This window comes from Pedobacter sp. NJ-S-72, assembly GCF_053890575.1.
In genome coordinates this window covers 3,392,838-3,408,528 of the sequence record NZ_CM132681.1, presented here as the reverse complement: position 1 = coordinate 3,408,528, position 15,691 = coordinate 3,392,838, and the positions used below count along the sequence as shown (strand labels likewise).

General features: G+C 41.9%; 14 protein-coding genes, 2 tRNA genes and 1 pseudogene. All 17 read right to left on the bottom strand.

Annotation, left to right across the window (positions count from 1 at the left end; all coding sequences use genetic code 11):
* Position 1: 1 nt before the first annotated feature.
* Positions 2–361, bottom strand: coding sequence for a PorP/SprF family type IX secretion system membrane protein (locus ACWYN3_RS22700; protein WP_456216472.1), 360 nt, complete (start codon positions 359–361; stop codon positions 2–4).
* A 75-nt stretch (positions 362–436) separates the two neighbouring features.
* The gene (locus ACWYN3_RS22695; RefSeq protein ID WP_456216471.1) at positions 437–1,042 is read right to left on the bottom strand and encodes a T9SS type B sorting domain-containing protein; all 606 of its coding nucleotides are present in this window, start codon (positions 1,040–1,042) and stop codon (positions 437–439) included.
* Positions 1,023–2,009, bottom strand: a complete 987-nt coding sequence (locus tag ACWYN3_RS22690; protein ID WP_456216470.1) for a DUF7507 domain-containing protein — start codon at positions 2,007–2,009, stop codon at positions 1,023–1,025. Before ACWYN3_RS22690 ends, ACWYN3_RS22695 begins: the two co-directional genes overlap by 20 nt.
* On the bottom strand, positions 2,006–3,952 hold the full coding sequence (locus tag ACWYN3_RS22685; RefSeq protein ID WP_456216469.1) for a beta strand repeat-containing protein: 1,947 nt from the start codon (positions 3,950–3,952) through the stop codon (positions 2,006–2,008). Before ACWYN3_RS22685 ends, ACWYN3_RS22690 begins: the two co-directional genes overlap by 4 nt.
* Positions 3,915–5,240: a hypothetical protein gene (locus ACWYN3_RS22680; protein ID WP_456216468.1), complete on the bottom strand. Its 1,326-nt coding sequence runs from the start codon at positions 5,238–5,240 to the stop codon at positions 3,915–3,917. Before ACWYN3_RS22680 ends, ACWYN3_RS22685 begins: the two co-directional genes overlap by 38 nt.
* On the bottom strand, positions 5,237–5,884 hold the full coding sequence (locus ACWYN3_RS22675) for a hypothetical protein (protein ID WP_456223115.1): 648 nt from the start codon (positions 5,882–5,884) through the stop codon (positions 5,237–5,239). Before ACWYN3_RS22675 ends, ACWYN3_RS22680 begins: the two co-directional genes overlap by 4 nt.
* 92 nt (positions 5,885–5,976) lie before the next feature.
* Positions 5,977–6,477: a hypothetical protein gene (locus ACWYN3_RS22670; protein WP_456223114.1), complete on the bottom strand. Its 501-nt coding sequence runs from the start codon at positions 6,475–6,477 to the stop codon at positions 5,977–5,979.
* A gap of 41 nt (positions 6,478–6,518) precedes the next feature.
* Positions 6,519–7,001 (bottom strand): hypothetical protein, encoded by a 483-nt coding sequence (locus tag ACWYN3_RS22665; RefSeq protein ID WP_456216467.1) that lies wholly within the window; start codon positions 6,999–7,001, stop codon positions 6,519–6,521.
* Positions 7,002–7,029: 28 nt separating this feature from the next.
* Entirely contained in the window at positions 7,030–8,301 is a 1,272-nt protein-coding gene (locus ACWYN3_RS22660; protein WP_456216466.1) for a DUF7927 domain-containing protein, read from the bottom strand.
* 102 nt (positions 8,302–8,403) lie between these two features.
* Positions 8,404–8,991, bottom strand: a pseudogene (locus ACWYN3_RS22655) (hypothetical protein); the annotation flags it as partial.
* A 22-nt stretch (positions 8,992–9,013) separates the two neighbouring features.
* Positions 9,014–9,532: a hypothetical protein gene (locus ACWYN3_RS22650; RefSeq protein WP_456216465.1), complete on the bottom strand. Its 519-nt coding sequence runs from the start codon at positions 9,530–9,532 to the stop codon at positions 9,014–9,016.
* Complete coding sequence (locus ACWYN3_RS22645; RefSeq protein WP_456223113.1) at positions 9,529–10,974, bottom strand: DUF11 domain-containing protein; 1,446 nt, start codon at positions 10,972–10,974, stop codon at positions 9,529–9,531. The genes ACWYN3_RS22650 and ACWYN3_RS22645 overlap by 4 nt, the downstream gene beginning before the upstream one ends.
* A 53-nt stretch (positions 10,975–11,027) precedes the next feature.
* A complete protein-coding gene (locus ACWYN3_RS22640; RefSeq protein WP_456216464.1) occupies positions 11,028–13,055 on the bottom strand; it encodes a hypothetical protein in 2,028 nt (675 codons plus the stop codon).
* Positions 13,036–13,518, bottom strand: coding sequence for a hypothetical protein (locus ACWYN3_RS22635; protein WP_456216463.1), 483 nt, complete (start codon positions 13,516–13,518; stop codon positions 13,036–13,038). The genes ACWYN3_RS22640 and ACWYN3_RS22635 overlap by 20 nt, the downstream gene beginning before the upstream one ends.
* Before the next feature lie 1,174 nt (positions 13,519–14,692).
* Positions 14,693–14,775 (bottom strand) — tRNA-Tyr (locus ACWYN3_RS22630).
* 91 nt (positions 14,776–14,866) lie between these two features.
* Positions 14,867–14,940, bottom strand: a tRNA-Ala gene (locus ACWYN3_RS22625).
* 252 nt (positions 14,941–15,192) lie between these two features.
* Positions 15,193–15,492 (bottom strand): hypothetical protein, encoded by a 300-nt coding sequence (locus tag ACWYN3_RS22620; protein WP_456216462.1) that lies wholly within the window; start codon positions 15,490–15,492, stop codon positions 15,193–15,195.
* Between the last annotated feature and the right edge of the window lie 199 nt (positions 15,493–15,691).

Sequence of the window (15,691 nt, the reverse complement as noted above, 5' to 3'; positions counted from 1 at the left end):
TTCAGGCGGTATATGCATAATTGGCATAAGCGGCCAGATTACTTTGTGCACCTAACTTATCGGCCGAGACCTGTAAAGCCAGTCCGACATTTCCATCATTGGCATTTGCATCAACAGCCAGCGAGAAAGTAGTCGGGGCACCTTTAATTCCTGTCCATTGACTGCGGTAAAAACTATGTAAGTTCAGCTGTTCTTTGTATCCCGCATAAGCTGGGTTGATATAAATACCGTTGAACATATACTGGCTAAACTGTGCATCCTGCTGAGCTTTCAAGACCTTGGCAGGAAGCAGCAGGCTAAAGACCAACACTAATAATAACAAGCTTCTTTTCATACGGGTATAATTAATTCTATTCTTCAATCTGATTCTGTTTTTTTTCCGGTTTGTTTTTTTATGAACCTCAGGCAGGCAGACCCGGCCTGAGGTTTTATTAGCTTACTTTTTGAAAGCGCGGATTAAGGTGATATACCCTTTAAATACTTGCCATTCTGAATTTCCACCTTTAGGTTTCACGCGCAGCAGGTAATAATAAGTACCCTCATTCAAGCCTTCACCACTCCAGGTATTCTGGTAGTTTTTCTGTCTGAATACCTCGTTGCCCCAACGGTTGACAATACTTAACTCGTTGTCACCATATTGGTTTAATCCACGAATCTCAAATACATCATTTGTACCATCACCATTCGGAGTGAACAGGTTTGGAATATTGATTTCGAAGAAATTAAGAGTGAGTGATACTGAGGCTACATTGGTGATATAACCATACATATCTTTCACCTGGTAAGTGAAATTATCAGGACCTGAATATCCAGGGTCTGGTGTGTAAGAAACGGTACCATCACTGTTTACGATTACTTTACCATGCAGAGGTTGGGTAACGATAACCACTGTTGCTTTATCAAAGCTTGAATTTCCAGGATTGTCATTGGCCAGGATGTCAATACGTATTGTGGTATTGGCTTTGGCTTCAGCTTTATCATCTATGGCAACCGGTGATTTAGGAACCACAATTATTACAGGGTTATTGTTGGTTGGTTTCATCTGTTCCGGAGGTAGCGGTTACGTCGTTTCCAGCAGGAGCCTTAGCTTTAGCTATAGCTGTATTGGTCACCTGACCCGCATCTTTATCAGCCTGTGTTAAAGTATAGACTTCAGTTGCAGTTACAGTTGCTCCAGGGATCAGTCCTCCATTTACATTAATTGTTCGGTTACTGATACCCAGTTTTGCATCACTGAAAGTAACCGTGTTTAAGGTTACTGTACCGGTGTTTTTAACAGTAAAGGTGTAAGTGATCTGGTTTCCGCTGAATACCGCTGTTTTAACTAATGACATGGCACCAGCCGGGTTTCCTGATGGGTCAACATCAGTTGTTGTCGGGGTATCATTTGTAGCATCAGTACCAGAGATGTCTGTAGCTTTCGCTCCACCAGTAGTAGTAGCATTTACGACTGCAGAGTTAACTACTTTTCCTGCATCTTTATCCGCCTGTGTTAAGGTGTAAATTTCGGTCGCTGTGATCGTAGCACCCGGAGCAAGACCAGCACCTACAGGAACTACTTTACCTGAGATACCCAGTTTAGCATCAGTTAACAAGACCGTGTTTAAAGTGATATTACCTGTATTCTGAATCGTAAATGTGTAACTGATTTTTGTACCACTGCCTATTGATACACCTGCTTTAATTAGTGTAATGGCAGGTTTTGCTCCAATGATAATTACAGTTGCGTCATCTGGTGTAGGCGTATTCGGGTCATCAGATTTCGGTTTGTCCACCGGATTACCTGTTGGATCTGTACCTGTTGCACCAGCCTGGTTACTGAAAGTACCTGAGTCTATATCTGATTGAGTCAGGGTATGTTTAGCTGTTACTGTTGCGTTTGCACCTGGGGCGATGGCCGGGATGTTTGCCGGAATAATACTTCCTGCATCCGCAACCGGATCTCTCACGACAACATTACTTAAAGTAACATTACCAGTATTCGTAGCTACAATGGTATAAGTGATCACATCACACCGCCCGCTTTAGTACCCGTATTATTGGCCACTTTAGTCAGGGTCATTGATGGAGCTGGAATAATGACTACTACAGTAGGATCATCAATAGCAGAGGTATTCGGATCATCAGATTTCGGTTTGTCAACCTGGTTGCCTAACGGATCTTTAGCTGTTGCACCCGCCTGGTTACTGAATTTTCCGGCGTCTACTTCTGCTTGTGTCAGGGTATGTTTAGCCGTTACTGTAGCACTTGCAGCCGGTAATAAGCTGGCAATATTTGCCGGAGTGATTGAACCTGCATCTGCTCCCGGATCTGTTACTGCGATATTGCTCAAAGTAACATCACCATTGTTTTTCACAATCAAAGTATAATTGATCACATCGCCCGCTTTAGCACCTGTATTATTGGCTGCTTTAGTCAAGGTCATTGATGATTTTCCCGGAGTGATTGTAGTAATTACCGGCGGAGTGGTTTGTGGATTTGTACCCGGTTCAATAGGAGTAACGGTAGCCGTGTTCTGCAAGGTCGCTATCGAATTAGCAGGTTGAAATCCTGTTACACGGATGGTTACCGTATTGGTATTACCTGCAGGAATATTAGCCGTTACGCTTACATTATTATTGGTGCCGGTTGCCCCCGCGGTAATCGTAGCTGCTCCACCCGGTGTTGCAGTCCATCTGACATTGGTCAGTGCAGCAGGAACATTATCGGTAATGATTGTTCCAATTGCATCACTGATACCGGTATTGACTACCGTAATGATATATTCGATGTCGCTTCCTGCTGATGCAGTAGCAGGCCCTGATTTAGTGATTTCAAGCACCGGAATTCTGCTGACCACAGTACTTGCTGTAGAAGTCTGAGGGGTAAGCCCAGGTTCAGCAGGAGTTGCTGTAGCAGTATTCACCAGTGGTGATACGCTGTTATTAGCAGGTATTTTACCACTCACATTAATGGTAATGGTATTTCCGGTTCCGGCAGGTACATTAACTTTTAAGGCAATATTACCGTTACCACTGGTTATTGGTGGTGTGATAATATTTGCAGAGCCTGCAGCAGTAGCTTTCCAGTTAATGCTGGTCAGTACGGCTGGAATATTATCTGCAATGTCCAGATTAAGTGCATCACCTGTACCTTCATTATTTACTGTAATCAGGTAGTTAACCGTTGCTCCTGCAGTTAATGTGGCAGGGCCTGTTTTAACTATTTTAATGACAGGTTTTCTGCTTACTGTTGTTACAACCGGCGTTGATGTAATCGGTTTCAATGGATCTTCAACTGCTGTGACTGTAGCGGTATTTGTGATTGAACCACTAAATGATGGAGCCACAGTTCCTTTGATTGCTATGATTAATGCATCACCCGCGGCAGCAGTTAAATTAGCATTGGTTGTAATGGTATTTGTGGTACCTGAACTTGCACCGGTAATTACTGCGTTTCCAGTTTTGGTGACAGACCACTGCTGAACAGTGATATCTGATTGAACGATATCTGAAATCGCAGCATTAAGCGCTGTACTAGGTACCGGACCGCTATTGGTTACACGGATTTCGTAATTGATTTCCTCTCCTGCTAATAAAGTAGCCGGGCCGCTTTTGGTAATGGCCAGGTTAACCACTGGTTTTACTACTGTAGTAACTGTAGAGGTTTCTGGTGTGATGCCTGGTTCAGATGGAGTTGCCGTAGCAGTATTGGTCAGGCTGTTACTATAGGTAGGATCAATATCACCGGTAATGATTACGGTAATGGTACCACCCACGGGCACATTTACATTTGCTGCAACCTGGTTATTTGTACCAGTAGTACCAGAGTTGATCACTGCACCACCAGTAGCAATAGTTGCCCACTGTACATTTTTAATGGCAGGGTCAACCACATCTGTTATGGCAGTATTTACAGCATCAGAAGGTCCTGCATTAGTCAGGTTCAATGTATAAGTTATTTTCTCTCTCACTAGCGGCAGTTGCAGGTCCTGATTTCACTAAGACCAGTCCCGGAGTTTTAGTTAGTGTTGTGGTAACTACGTTAGAATTTACCACAGGATTATTTGTTTCTGTTGCGGTCGCTGAATTGACTAAGTCAGCCGTTGCTGAAGAAGGTATATCACCGGTAATGGTAACTAATACCCTTGCATTTACTGATCCTGGAATTGCTGCAACCACGTTTAAGGCAGGGCCTGTTCCGGTAGCACCAGAAGTAATCGTAGCACCATTCTGACCAGTTGCAGTCCATTTTACGTTTTGTAAGATAGCAGGGATAGCATCGGTTATTGCTGCTGCTGCTGCGTTACTCGGTCCTGCATTGGTTACTTCAATGGTATACGTTATTGGAAGACCCGCGCTTGTTGATGCTGGTCCTGACTTACGGATATTCAATGCGGTAACTTTGCTGACCACCGTGCTTACTGTAGGTGAAACTACGGCTGGGTTCGCGCCTGTTTTTGCCTGAGCAGTATTGGTAAATGTACCTGTGAAAGCAGGGGCTACGGTTCCTGTAATATCAATAGTAATGATATTACCTGCTCCTTGCGGGATGTTTGCCGTAACAGCAGGGTTTATGTTATTTCCTGTAGTACCAGAGGTAATCGCAGCAGTTCCTGCACTAGTAGCTACCCAGTTGTAATTAATAAGCTGAGGAGGTATAGCGTCAGTTATATTAACCGCAAGGGCATCACTTGGCCCGTTATTGCTAACCTGGATTACATAATGAATCTGTTCACCGGCAACTGCTGTCTGAGGCCCGCTTTTCGATACTTGTAAACTTGGATTATTAGTGATCGCAGTCGTAACCGATGAGTTATTGTTAGCGAGATTGAAATCGAGTAAACCACCTGGAAGAACAATGTTAGCAGTGTTAGTTATTGTGGTCAATGCTGAATTTGCAGGAACTTTTCCGTTAACCGTAATCTGAATATAATTACTGTCATCACCGGCAGGAATACTTCCTGCAGTTGAGATGTTATTAGTCGTACCTGAATTTCCGGTTGATATAGATGCGGTTCCAACAACAGTTGCAGCCCAGTCACTAACGACTACACCCGCTGGTGGTACAACATCATTAATGGTAATACCAGTTGCATTAACAGTTCCGTTGTTATATACCTTTAAAGTGTAAGAGATGTTTTCACCTGCAGCTACACTTTGCGGACCTTGTTTTTCGATACGTAAATCGGTAGACTTGTTTACGGAGGTAACAACAGAACTTGAATGGGTGTTGCCAGCTGTAACATCTACTGTATTCATAAAGCTTGCACCGGCTGTTGTTTTTTTACAAAACCATTAACAACTATTTCAATAGCATTATTTGTTCCTGCATTGATATCTACCGCGGTAAGCGCAATCGTATTATTTGTACCCGATGCTGTTGCTGCACCATTTATTTTGGCATTATACAATGCTGTTGCTGTCCAGTCTGTAACTTGTACATCTGCAGGAACAATATCGTCTATTGTTGCACCTGTGATATCACCAGTACCTGAATTAGTCACCACTATTTTATAGCTGATTGGATCACCAATATTTGCTGTTGCAGGTCCTGATTTAGAGACTCTGAAATCAGGGCTATTTGTAATTGTAGCCGGTGATGTTGCTGTATTATTTCCAGGTTCAGGATCTGGTATAGCGCTATTAGCTGTAGCAGTATTCGGCATCGGTGTACCGTCAGTTGAAGCAGGGTCTACTGTTCCTGATACCATCACGATTACTGTTCCTGTAGTAGGGATGTCAGCTGTTAAACTTACGTTTCCAACTCCACTTGGAACAGATACTGTAGCTCCGCCTGAAGCTGTTGCAGTCCAGATCGGATTTAGAACCTTAGCATTTGCAAAGACAGGCAGGTTATCTATAATTGAAGTCGCTGTGGCTGTACTTGGCCCGGCATTAGTAATGCGGAGCTCATATTGTATAGGTTCACCTGCACCAACGTTTGCTGGTCCGGATTTTACGATCCTTACATTTGCCGAAGCAGAAGTAGTCGTAGTTACTGTACTTGTACCTGGTGTCGGATCAGTAACTCCCGCTGGCGGCGTGATTGTTGCTGTATTTTAATAGAGGCATTAGCGTTAAACAATGGATCAAGATTTCCTGTGACAGTAATCTCAAGTGCATCCAGACCATTGGCTTTTAAATCTGCCAGAAGATCTATGTTTCCACCACCATTTAACAAGTTTGCCCCTGCAGTACCTGAAGTGGTAACTGTCCATAATGGATTTTGAATCTCCGCAGGAATAATATCCTGAACCCTTGCACCTGTAACATCACTAGGCCCAACATTATTGACCTTGATAGTGTAGGTAACTGGTTTACCAGCTACTGCTGTAGTTGATCCGGATTTAAGGATACGTAAATCAGAAGTTTTGGTAACTCCGGTAGTTACAGTATTTGAAGTGACCGGATTATTACCAGGCTCAGTAGGAGTTACTGTTGCTGCATTCGTAATTGCAGTACCAGTAAAAGCAGGGTTAAGTTTACCAGTAATCATCACATTGATATGATTACCAGTACCTGCCGGGATATTACCAGTTACACTAACCGCATTTCCTGTACTGATGGTATGGTTACTGTTGCTGTTCCTGTAACTGTTGCAGACCAGGTGACATTGGTTAAACTAGCAGAGACCTGATCGGTAATTACCGATGCCACTGCATCACTTGGTCCATTATTAGATATTGTTAAATTATAAACCACATTCTCACCAGCATTTACAGTTGAAGGGCCGGTTTTACTAATGGTCAGGGCATTTTTATTGCTGATAGTTGTATTTACGGTATTCGATGATACAGGGGGGATGCCAGGTTCAGAAGGTGTTGCAATAGCTGTATTTGCTAACACTGCGTTTGCCTGTGCTGAACTTAATTTACCAGAAACGGTGATTTGAATATTATTCGCATTGCCTACATTCAGGTTACCTGTCACATTTACATTATTTGTTCCTGTTGGCGTTACTACTGTAGATGATCCTGAAGGAACCGCAGACCAGGTTACACCAGTAAGCTCTGGCGGCACAACATCCGTGATTGCTAATGCAGTTGCATTAGAAGGTTTTGTTCACTACATTAATCACATAAGTAACTGTTTCACCCGCATTTGCTGTTGCCGGTCCCATTTTAGTTATGGATACTGAAGGTGTTTTGGTAATGGTTGTAATAACAGGGCCAGCTGTTTTAGGTACTGATCCTGGTTCGGCAGGAGTAACAGTTGCGCTGTTGCTGATATTTGCAGTAGTCGCAGGATTAACTGTTCCTGAAATGGTAATCAGGATTTCATCAGTACTGTTTCCTCCAAGATTACCAGTTACACTTAAAGCAGATCCTGTTCCAGTAGCGCCAGCGGTTACTAAAGCAGTTCCGTTAATTGAAGTTGTCCATGATGGATTCAATATGCTAACTGGAATTGCATCTGTAATTATTGAACCGGTGGCATTTGCCTGGCTGATATTTTTTACAGAGATGGTATAAGTGATTGCCTGTCCTGCACTTAATGTAGCAGGTCCATTTTTTTGTATAGTTAATACTGGTATGCGTGTTACGTTTGTTGTGGCAGTGGCCGAGACAGCACTTGTACCAGGTTCTGCTGGGGTAGCTGTTACTGTATTGGTCAGTGAACCACTAAAACCAGCAGCTACTTTACCGGTTACGGTAATCGTAATATGGTTTGCACTGCCTGCGGCGATATCCCCATTGATGTTAATCGGGCTTCCGGATCCGGTTAATGCACCAATAACTCTTGCATTACCTGCTACCGCAGCTGACCAGTTGACGTTACTGATTGTTGCTGGCACGATGTCATTGATCGCCAGGTTCAACGCATCCGATGCACTATTATTTGTGACATCGATTGTATAGGTAATTGTTTCTCCTGCATTGATAGATGAAGGGCCGTTTTTAGTAATCGACAGAACCGGTGTTCTGCTTGCAATTGTATTTACCGTAGAAGTAGGTGAAGGGCTATTTGGTTCTGTTGCTGTTACCGAAGCCGTATTTGATATTGACCCATTGTAAGCAGGATCAGATTTACCGGTAATCGTAAAGATGATTTTTTTGTTTCCAGTACCAGCTGGTATGGTGGTCGTTGCATCCAGTGTATTGCCACTACCGGTAGCTCCGGATGTGATCGTTGCTGCTCCCTGTGTCGTTGAAGTCCATGTTGTATTTAAAATACTTGCGGGGATAGCGTCCTGTACACGTGCATTGACTGCATCACTTGGACCCGCATTCCCCACTTCGACCGTATAAGTAATACTGCTTCCTGAGTTAACAGTAGGAGTAACACTTTTAACGATTGTTAATCCAGATTTTGAACTCAATACAGTATTTACTGGTGTTGAAGTTACAGGAGTTGTGCCTGTTTCTGACGGAGTAGCTGTAGCTGTGTTAATGATCGTACCTGATGCATTTGAGGCTATCGTTCCTGAAACTACAATTTGTAGGGTACTGTTTGCACCGAAATTGGCATTGACGCCAATATTATTACTTGTTCCGGTGGCGCCAGTATTAATGGTTGCTGTACCACTAGTGACAGTAGCAACCCAGCTTACTCTGTAAATTGAAGCAGGAACAGCATCTGCAATTGCTGTATTTAAACTGTTTGAAGGACCAGTGTTTTTAACGTTGATCGTATAGACTATTGAGTTACCCGCTGTTGCGGTGGTAGGGCCACTTTTAGTTATAGTAAATACAGGTAATTTTTTAACAGTAGTTACAGCTTGTGCATTAATAGGCGTACTACCTGGTTCAGCAGGAGTAGCCGTAGCTGTATTGGTGATGTTTCCGGCAAAAGCAGGATCTATCGTGCCTTTTACAATAATGATTACTTTATTAGAAGTACCTGCTGCAATATTAGCAGTAACATTTACATTATTATTTGTTCCTGTAGCACCTGCGGTTATATTGGCTGTACCTGCTATTTGTGTGGTCCAGCTTACGTTACTTAAAGTGGCAGGGACAATATCTGTGATTTGTGTACCGGTAGCATTACTAGGTCCATTATTTGATATTTCTACCTGGTAGGTGATTTCATTACCAGCAGTAGCGGTCGAAGGAAGGACCTGTTTTAGTAATCACCACACCCGAAGTACTGGTGACATTTGCATTCACAGTTGAGTTACTTCCTGTTCCGGTCGGCTCAGCTGGTGTCACGGTAGCGGTATTACTCACACTTCCTGTTGCTCCCGGATTTACTGTACCTGTAATGGTTACTGATATGGTATTGGCAGCTCCGGCAGGGATGTTTGCTATAATGGCCAGATTATTATTTGTACCCGTTGCACCAGAAGTTATTGTTGCAGCACCGGCAACAGCTGTTTGCCAGCTGACATTGGTTAACGCTGCAGGGATGATATCTGTAATGCTCGCACCGACAGCATCACTGCTTCCGGTATTGGAAATATTGAGGGTATAGGTAGCAGTATTACCAGCTGTTAAACCAGCAGCACCCAGTTTTGTAATTGTTAATACTGGTTTGGGTGTTAGCGTAGTTGTAGTTGTTGAAGTATTATTACCTGTTGCCGGATCAGTTATGCCGGTTGGAGGTGTCACTGTAGCTGTATTATTAGTGACCCTGTTGCCGTTTTGGCTATTGTTCCTGTGATAGTTAATGTTGCAGACTGACCATTGGCTAATGTTAAGCCAGACCAGTTTCCATTTGAACTGGTATATGTTCCGCTACTGGTTGCATAGGTATTAGCTGTGAATCCAGCCGGTAAATTATCAGTTAACTGAAGAACATCAGTAATAGCTAAAGTACTTGGTCCATTATTAGTCAAGGTTATGGTATAAGTTAAAGTTTCTCCCGGTATGCCGGTAGTAGGGCTTGCTGTTTTATTAACTCCAAAGTCGATGACACGGCTGATTGGAGTTACATCTGTTGCTGTATTAGGAGTTGGATCTGTCACTCCTGTTGGTGGGTCAATTGTAACCGTATTGGTTAATGAACCACTTGCAGCAGGAGACACGTTGCCGATAATTGTTAGTGTTGTACTTTGACCATTAGCTAGAGTTAATCCTGTCCAGTTTCCAGTAGAACTGTTATAAATTCCTGCTGCTGGTGTAAATGTAGTGGCAGTAAATCCGGCAGGTAATGTTTCATTAACTTTTACAATGTCAGAAGCCAGTAAAGTACCCGGACCAGCATTAGTTAAAGTGATGGTATAAGTCAAAGGTTGTCCTGCTATTGCTGGTTTTGGTGTCGCAGTTTTGGCTACAGTCAGGTCAATTACACGACTGATTGGTGTAGTGATCGTTGTCGTATTATTACCAAGTACTGGATCGGTAATTCCTGCTGGTAAAGTTACGGTGACTGTATTATTTAGGGAACCAGTTGCATTTGCAGCTACAGTTCCCGTGATTGTCAGTGTTGTAGTTTGTCCGCTTGCCAGGGTTAAACCTGTCCAGTTACCATTGGCACTGGTATAGGTACCCGCAGCAGCAGTATAGGTCGAGGCTGTAAATCCTGCAGGTAAATTATCAATCACCTGAATGACGTCGGTTGCAGCTAATGCACTCGGCCCATTGTTGCTTAAAGTGATCGTATAAGTTAATGCATTACCTGTCACCGCAGGATTGGGTGAAGCTGTTTTGGCAACGCCTAAATCAATTACCCTAGTCACAGCAGTAACATCTGTTGCCGTATTATTACCCGGTGTCGGGTCAGTTATTCCAGCTGGAGGTGTAACTACCGCAGTGTTTGTTAAGTTTCCTGCAGGTGTACCTGCACTCACTGTTCCAGCAATAATTAAAGTTGTGCTTTGTCCATTGGCTAGAGTTAAGCCCGTCCAGTTTCCGTTAGCGCTAGTATAAGTACCTGCGGCAGCTGTATAACTTGTAGCGGTAAATCCGGCAGGTAAATTGTCGGTTACCTTAACGATGTCACTGGCTAACAAACTGCTAACACCATTGTTTGTTAAGGTTAACGTATAGGTTAAAGCTTGTCCTGCTACTGCTGGCTTAGGGCTGGCAGTTTTAGTTAAGCTGAAATCTATTTGCCTGGTTATGGTAGTTGGTGTTGTTGCTGTGTTGTTACCAGTATTTGGATCTATGGTTCCTGTTGGAGCGTTAGCGTAACCGTATTGGTTAATGTACCTGATGCAGAAGGGGAGGCTGTACCGGCTATAACTAGTGTAGTGGACCCGCCACTGGCTAAAGTTAAACCAGTCCAGTTTCCATTGCTGCTGGTATAGGTTCCGTTTGCTGCTGTATAGCTTGTCGCCGTAAATCCTGTTGGCAAATTATCTGCTACATTCACTATATCAGTAGTGAGGAGACTAGATGGACCATTATTAGTTAGAGTAATCGTATAGCTCAATGGCTGACCTGCAACTACTGTTGTTGGATTGGAAGTTTTAGCAACTCCAAGATCTAAAACCCGGTTCAAACTAGTTGTGATTGTCCAGGTATTGTTGCCAGGGACCGGGTCAGTTATACCTGCAGGTGTACTTACTACCGCAGTATTATTTAATGCAGCGGTAGCTGTCGGGCTAACAGCTCCTGCAATAATCAAAGTAGTAGACTGGCCTGAGGCTAAAGTTAAGCCTGTCCAGTTCCCATCTGAACTGGTGTAGGTTCCGGTTGCAGCAGTATAGGTTGATGCCGTAAATCCTGCCGGCAGATTATCAGTTACATTAATGACATCTGTAGCAAGTATCGGACTTGGACCGTTATTAGTTAATGTTATGGTATAAGTTAAAGGCTGTCCGGCAATTGCTGTGCTCGGGGTAGCTACCTTGACAACAGCAAGATCATATGGCGCGATCGGTGTAGTCGTAGCTGTGGCTGTATTGTTACTTGTATTTGCATCAAATTCGGTAGCAGAAACAGTCGCTGAATTCACATATGGACCTGTCCCGAGAACTTTTGCATTGATAGTGAAAGTAGCTGTTCCTCCGGCAACAAGATTACCAATTGTCCAGACACCTGTTGTAGAATTATAAGTTCCTGTGCCAGGCGTGCTCGTCAGAAAAGTATATCCGGCTGGCAGCAAATCATTGACTTTGACTGCGGTTGCAGGGAAAGTCCCATTGTTTTTTACTGTTAGCGTAAAGGCAACATTTGTGTTTACTCTTGGAGCAGCGACGTTTACTGTTTTAGTAATGGAGAGATCATTTTGGAGTATAGTCGTGCTTACTCTGGAAGTGTCATTTGTTTTATCGGGATCGTTGACTCCATTTGTTCCTGTGTTAAAGATACCTGTATTGTTGAGTGTCCCCCCCGGCGGATAGGAACTTACTGTACCCTTAACAACAAAGGTTCCGGTAGCAGCAGGGGACAAATTAACTGTAGCATTGGATATAGAAGTAGAAGTAAATCCTGTTGCTGTACTGGTAGTCCCGTTTGGAAGAAATTGCACATCCGTAATCTGAAAACCTGCAGGAAGATTATCTTTAAAACTCAGACCATTTAACTGTGAATTAGTCTGATTGGTTACATCCATGGTATAGGTTAACGGATCTCCAACATTTGCAGTTAGTTTATCTGCAGATTTAAGTATCCGAACTCCTCCCGGAGTTGTAACAATTAAATTTCTGATTTCGTGATTATTATATCCACCTCCTGTTGATGAGGCAAAACCTATTTTTAGGAATGCTGGTACAGGGGTAGCAGTAGTCAGGACATTTTGAAATAACTGTACAAAAGCCCCTGATGGGCTTGTTTTCCATCTTACTACTACTAAATAGGTATTAAGAACACCAGTAGGAGTGATTTCTATCTGAACTCTTCTGTAAAATTGTGCGTCAGTAGGCCGGGTTGGTGTTAATGAAAGATAACCAATTGGATTACCGGTTGGAGGGCCCGAGGGGAGATTAGGGTTGTAAACTTGATTTCCAGCTAAATACCTATTTGATGTATTGAGAGCTGCTGTTGTCGGGCCTCTTAATACTACCGCGTTTGGAGTTTGTCCTGGCCCTCCCTGAGTGGATGAAAAATTACCAAACTCATCTAAACCAACACCAATATAACCGCCGCTTAAACCATTACCGGCTGCAGTTGCGGTATAACCCAAAGAACCTCCGTTGGGGCCTAATTTAAAAGGGGATGTGGTAGCATCAAATAGGGAACACGCCAATACCATCTGCACCTCCAAATTGTGGTTCGTCAGAACGCCATGTTTTATATTCAAAGTCAGCAAGCACTCCAAGTGTAGAGGGGAAAGACTGATTAATATAAGCAAATCCACTCTTGGTTAAAGCAGCAGGGGTTAGTCTTAGCCAACCAGCATTTACCGGATCTACACCACCAGAAGTTAATACTGCGTCACCACCAATTGTTATTCCGGCAGCAGAGCTGCCTTTAAAATTTTCTGTAATTGTAAACTGGGCATTTACCTGTATTCCGGTAAACAGGAATAACAAAAGAAGTCCAATCTTCTGGAATTGATGATAAATACTGGTTTTTCTTTTTGCGTATGGTGGATCTTCTTTAAAATGATCGGCACATTGGGAATTATCGAGTAGTGGTAATTGCTCAATGCACGCATTTGAATTACGGATTTTTAAAAAAGAGAGTCTTCGAATGTAGATTAGTTTCATGGCAAAACTTTTGACGTGTTGTAGATTAGATTAATCAATAGGATACTGATTGCTCAGATATATTGGCATTATGCTTCGGATAAATAATGTTAACAGAAAGTTGATTTCGGGGGGTTATCCCAAAAATCGTATCTGATTAATGTATATATCTGTAGTCTGTATTTTCGGGAAATAGGGGATGGGAATTCGAATGTAGATTTTTTTCATACTTTAAGAGCTTTAGATACGTTATAGATCGTAACACCCTAATATGCTATATAGCATACATCGGATTTTTGCTTTTATTAGGTGGTAATAGATGTGTAAACTGGAAATGATTTCAGGTAATTTATATTAGGTTAGATAAGCAATAGTAAAAAAAGTGTCTTTTTTTTTTTACGTTTATATGTGTATTTTAATTTGTACAAAATAATAGTCTATTTATTGTGGAATCAAGAATTATGCCGATACTATGCTGAAATGCATATGTTTAGCAGATTATGGAATGAAATTCTTAACAAAAAAGTCTCAAATTAGATTTTCTTAGAATTGGTTTATCAATTTGGCTCAGGATTATGATTGTCGGCTAAAGATTGTTAATCTCTTGTGTTTTGCCTTAATTTTTACATTTAATTAAGACACGAAAAGGGCCTTTTTTTGGGGTGTAGCTCTTTTAAGTCTTGTATTATTCCAAATAGGAGTAGATTATATGGCGGTTATAAATGGTTGTAGATCAATGTCGTGGTTTCAGTTTTATGATTTTTATTCAATATTAATTGCTAATAATATCATTCTTATCTACTTGGTTGTATTGATGAAAATAAATTAATTTTTTTATTTCAGGTACTAGTCTGAAAAGCTATAATTCATGTATGATTTTTTATTCAGGCGTCCTTTTTAGGGATGTAATTTGTGTTCAGTTTAATACAGTTTAGTGGAAAGGGTGAAGCTGTATTCTTTGATCGCAAAATGCCCCCGGATAACCGTTAAATTCCCCAAAATTCCCCATGTTCAGAGTGGCTTGTTGATTAATTTATTTTGTATCTATAATAATACTCTTTTGTATCTATTAAGGTACAAGCAGATATTAAATGTAAAAGGGGTTTAGTTGAAGAGATTGAAGGTAAAGAGATTTTAGAATTTATAGGCAATAAAAAAGCCTTCCAGAGTTAACTGAAAGGCTTTTGTAAGAGAGTGGGGGGAGAAGGATTCGAACCTTCGAAGTCTCGCGACAACAGAGTTACAGTCTGTCCCATTTGGCCACTCTGGTATCCCCCCGTTTATTTTACCAATATATCCTTTGGCATTGCAATCATTTTTAGCGTCAGGCTAAAAAATAAAGCTCCAGATTCCTCTGAAGCCTTCTCTGTGGAGAATAGCGGAGTCGAACCGCTGACCTCTTGCCTGCCAGGCAAGCGCTCTAGCCAGCTGAGCTAATCCCCCTTGGGGTGGCAAAAGTAATTAAATTTGGATGGGATGCAAATAAAATAATGAAATATTGTTGTTTGGGTTTGTTTATCAGTTACTTAATCTGTTTCATGCGCAGGGAAGCAATGGCTTACGGCATTCGAATCTCTTAAATTGTTTGAAGTTTCACTTTGAGTAAGCTTTGCTTATCAATGTCAATAGGACTTGATTCCAAATCCTATTGGTAAGTAACTTCCTATCAGGTATCCAGATAGGAAGTTACAATAATTATTTTTTAATAAAGGTCTGTGTAAGTACAGATTTGGCGGCTGTTTTAATTTTACCGCCTTCAAGATAAGAATCATTTAATGTCTCTAGTGAGAGGGACAGGTTTGTATTACTAATAGATGATATAGTGAACTTCTGTGTATCCCCATCGCCAGACATGGTGAGATACTCAGTATTATTGTCTTTCGTTATGGTATAAGTACCTTTGTTCGGGGGCCCGTCATAGGTAGCAGTAACTGTAGATTTTCCGTCAAAAATATATACGCCACCTACTTCGTTAGTTTCTTCAAATATTTTCACATTAGAAGCATTATAATAGACGTACTTTGAGCTAGTCTCAGACCATGATCCGTTAATCTGGTGGATGTACTGTCATCTGGTTGATTGTCTGATTTCTTACTGCAGGATGCGATTAGCAGAGCTGGTAATAATAATAGAAGTAATGATTTTTTTTTCATTTTTTTTGGATTGTTAATTTATAATTGAGTTGTTAAAATTA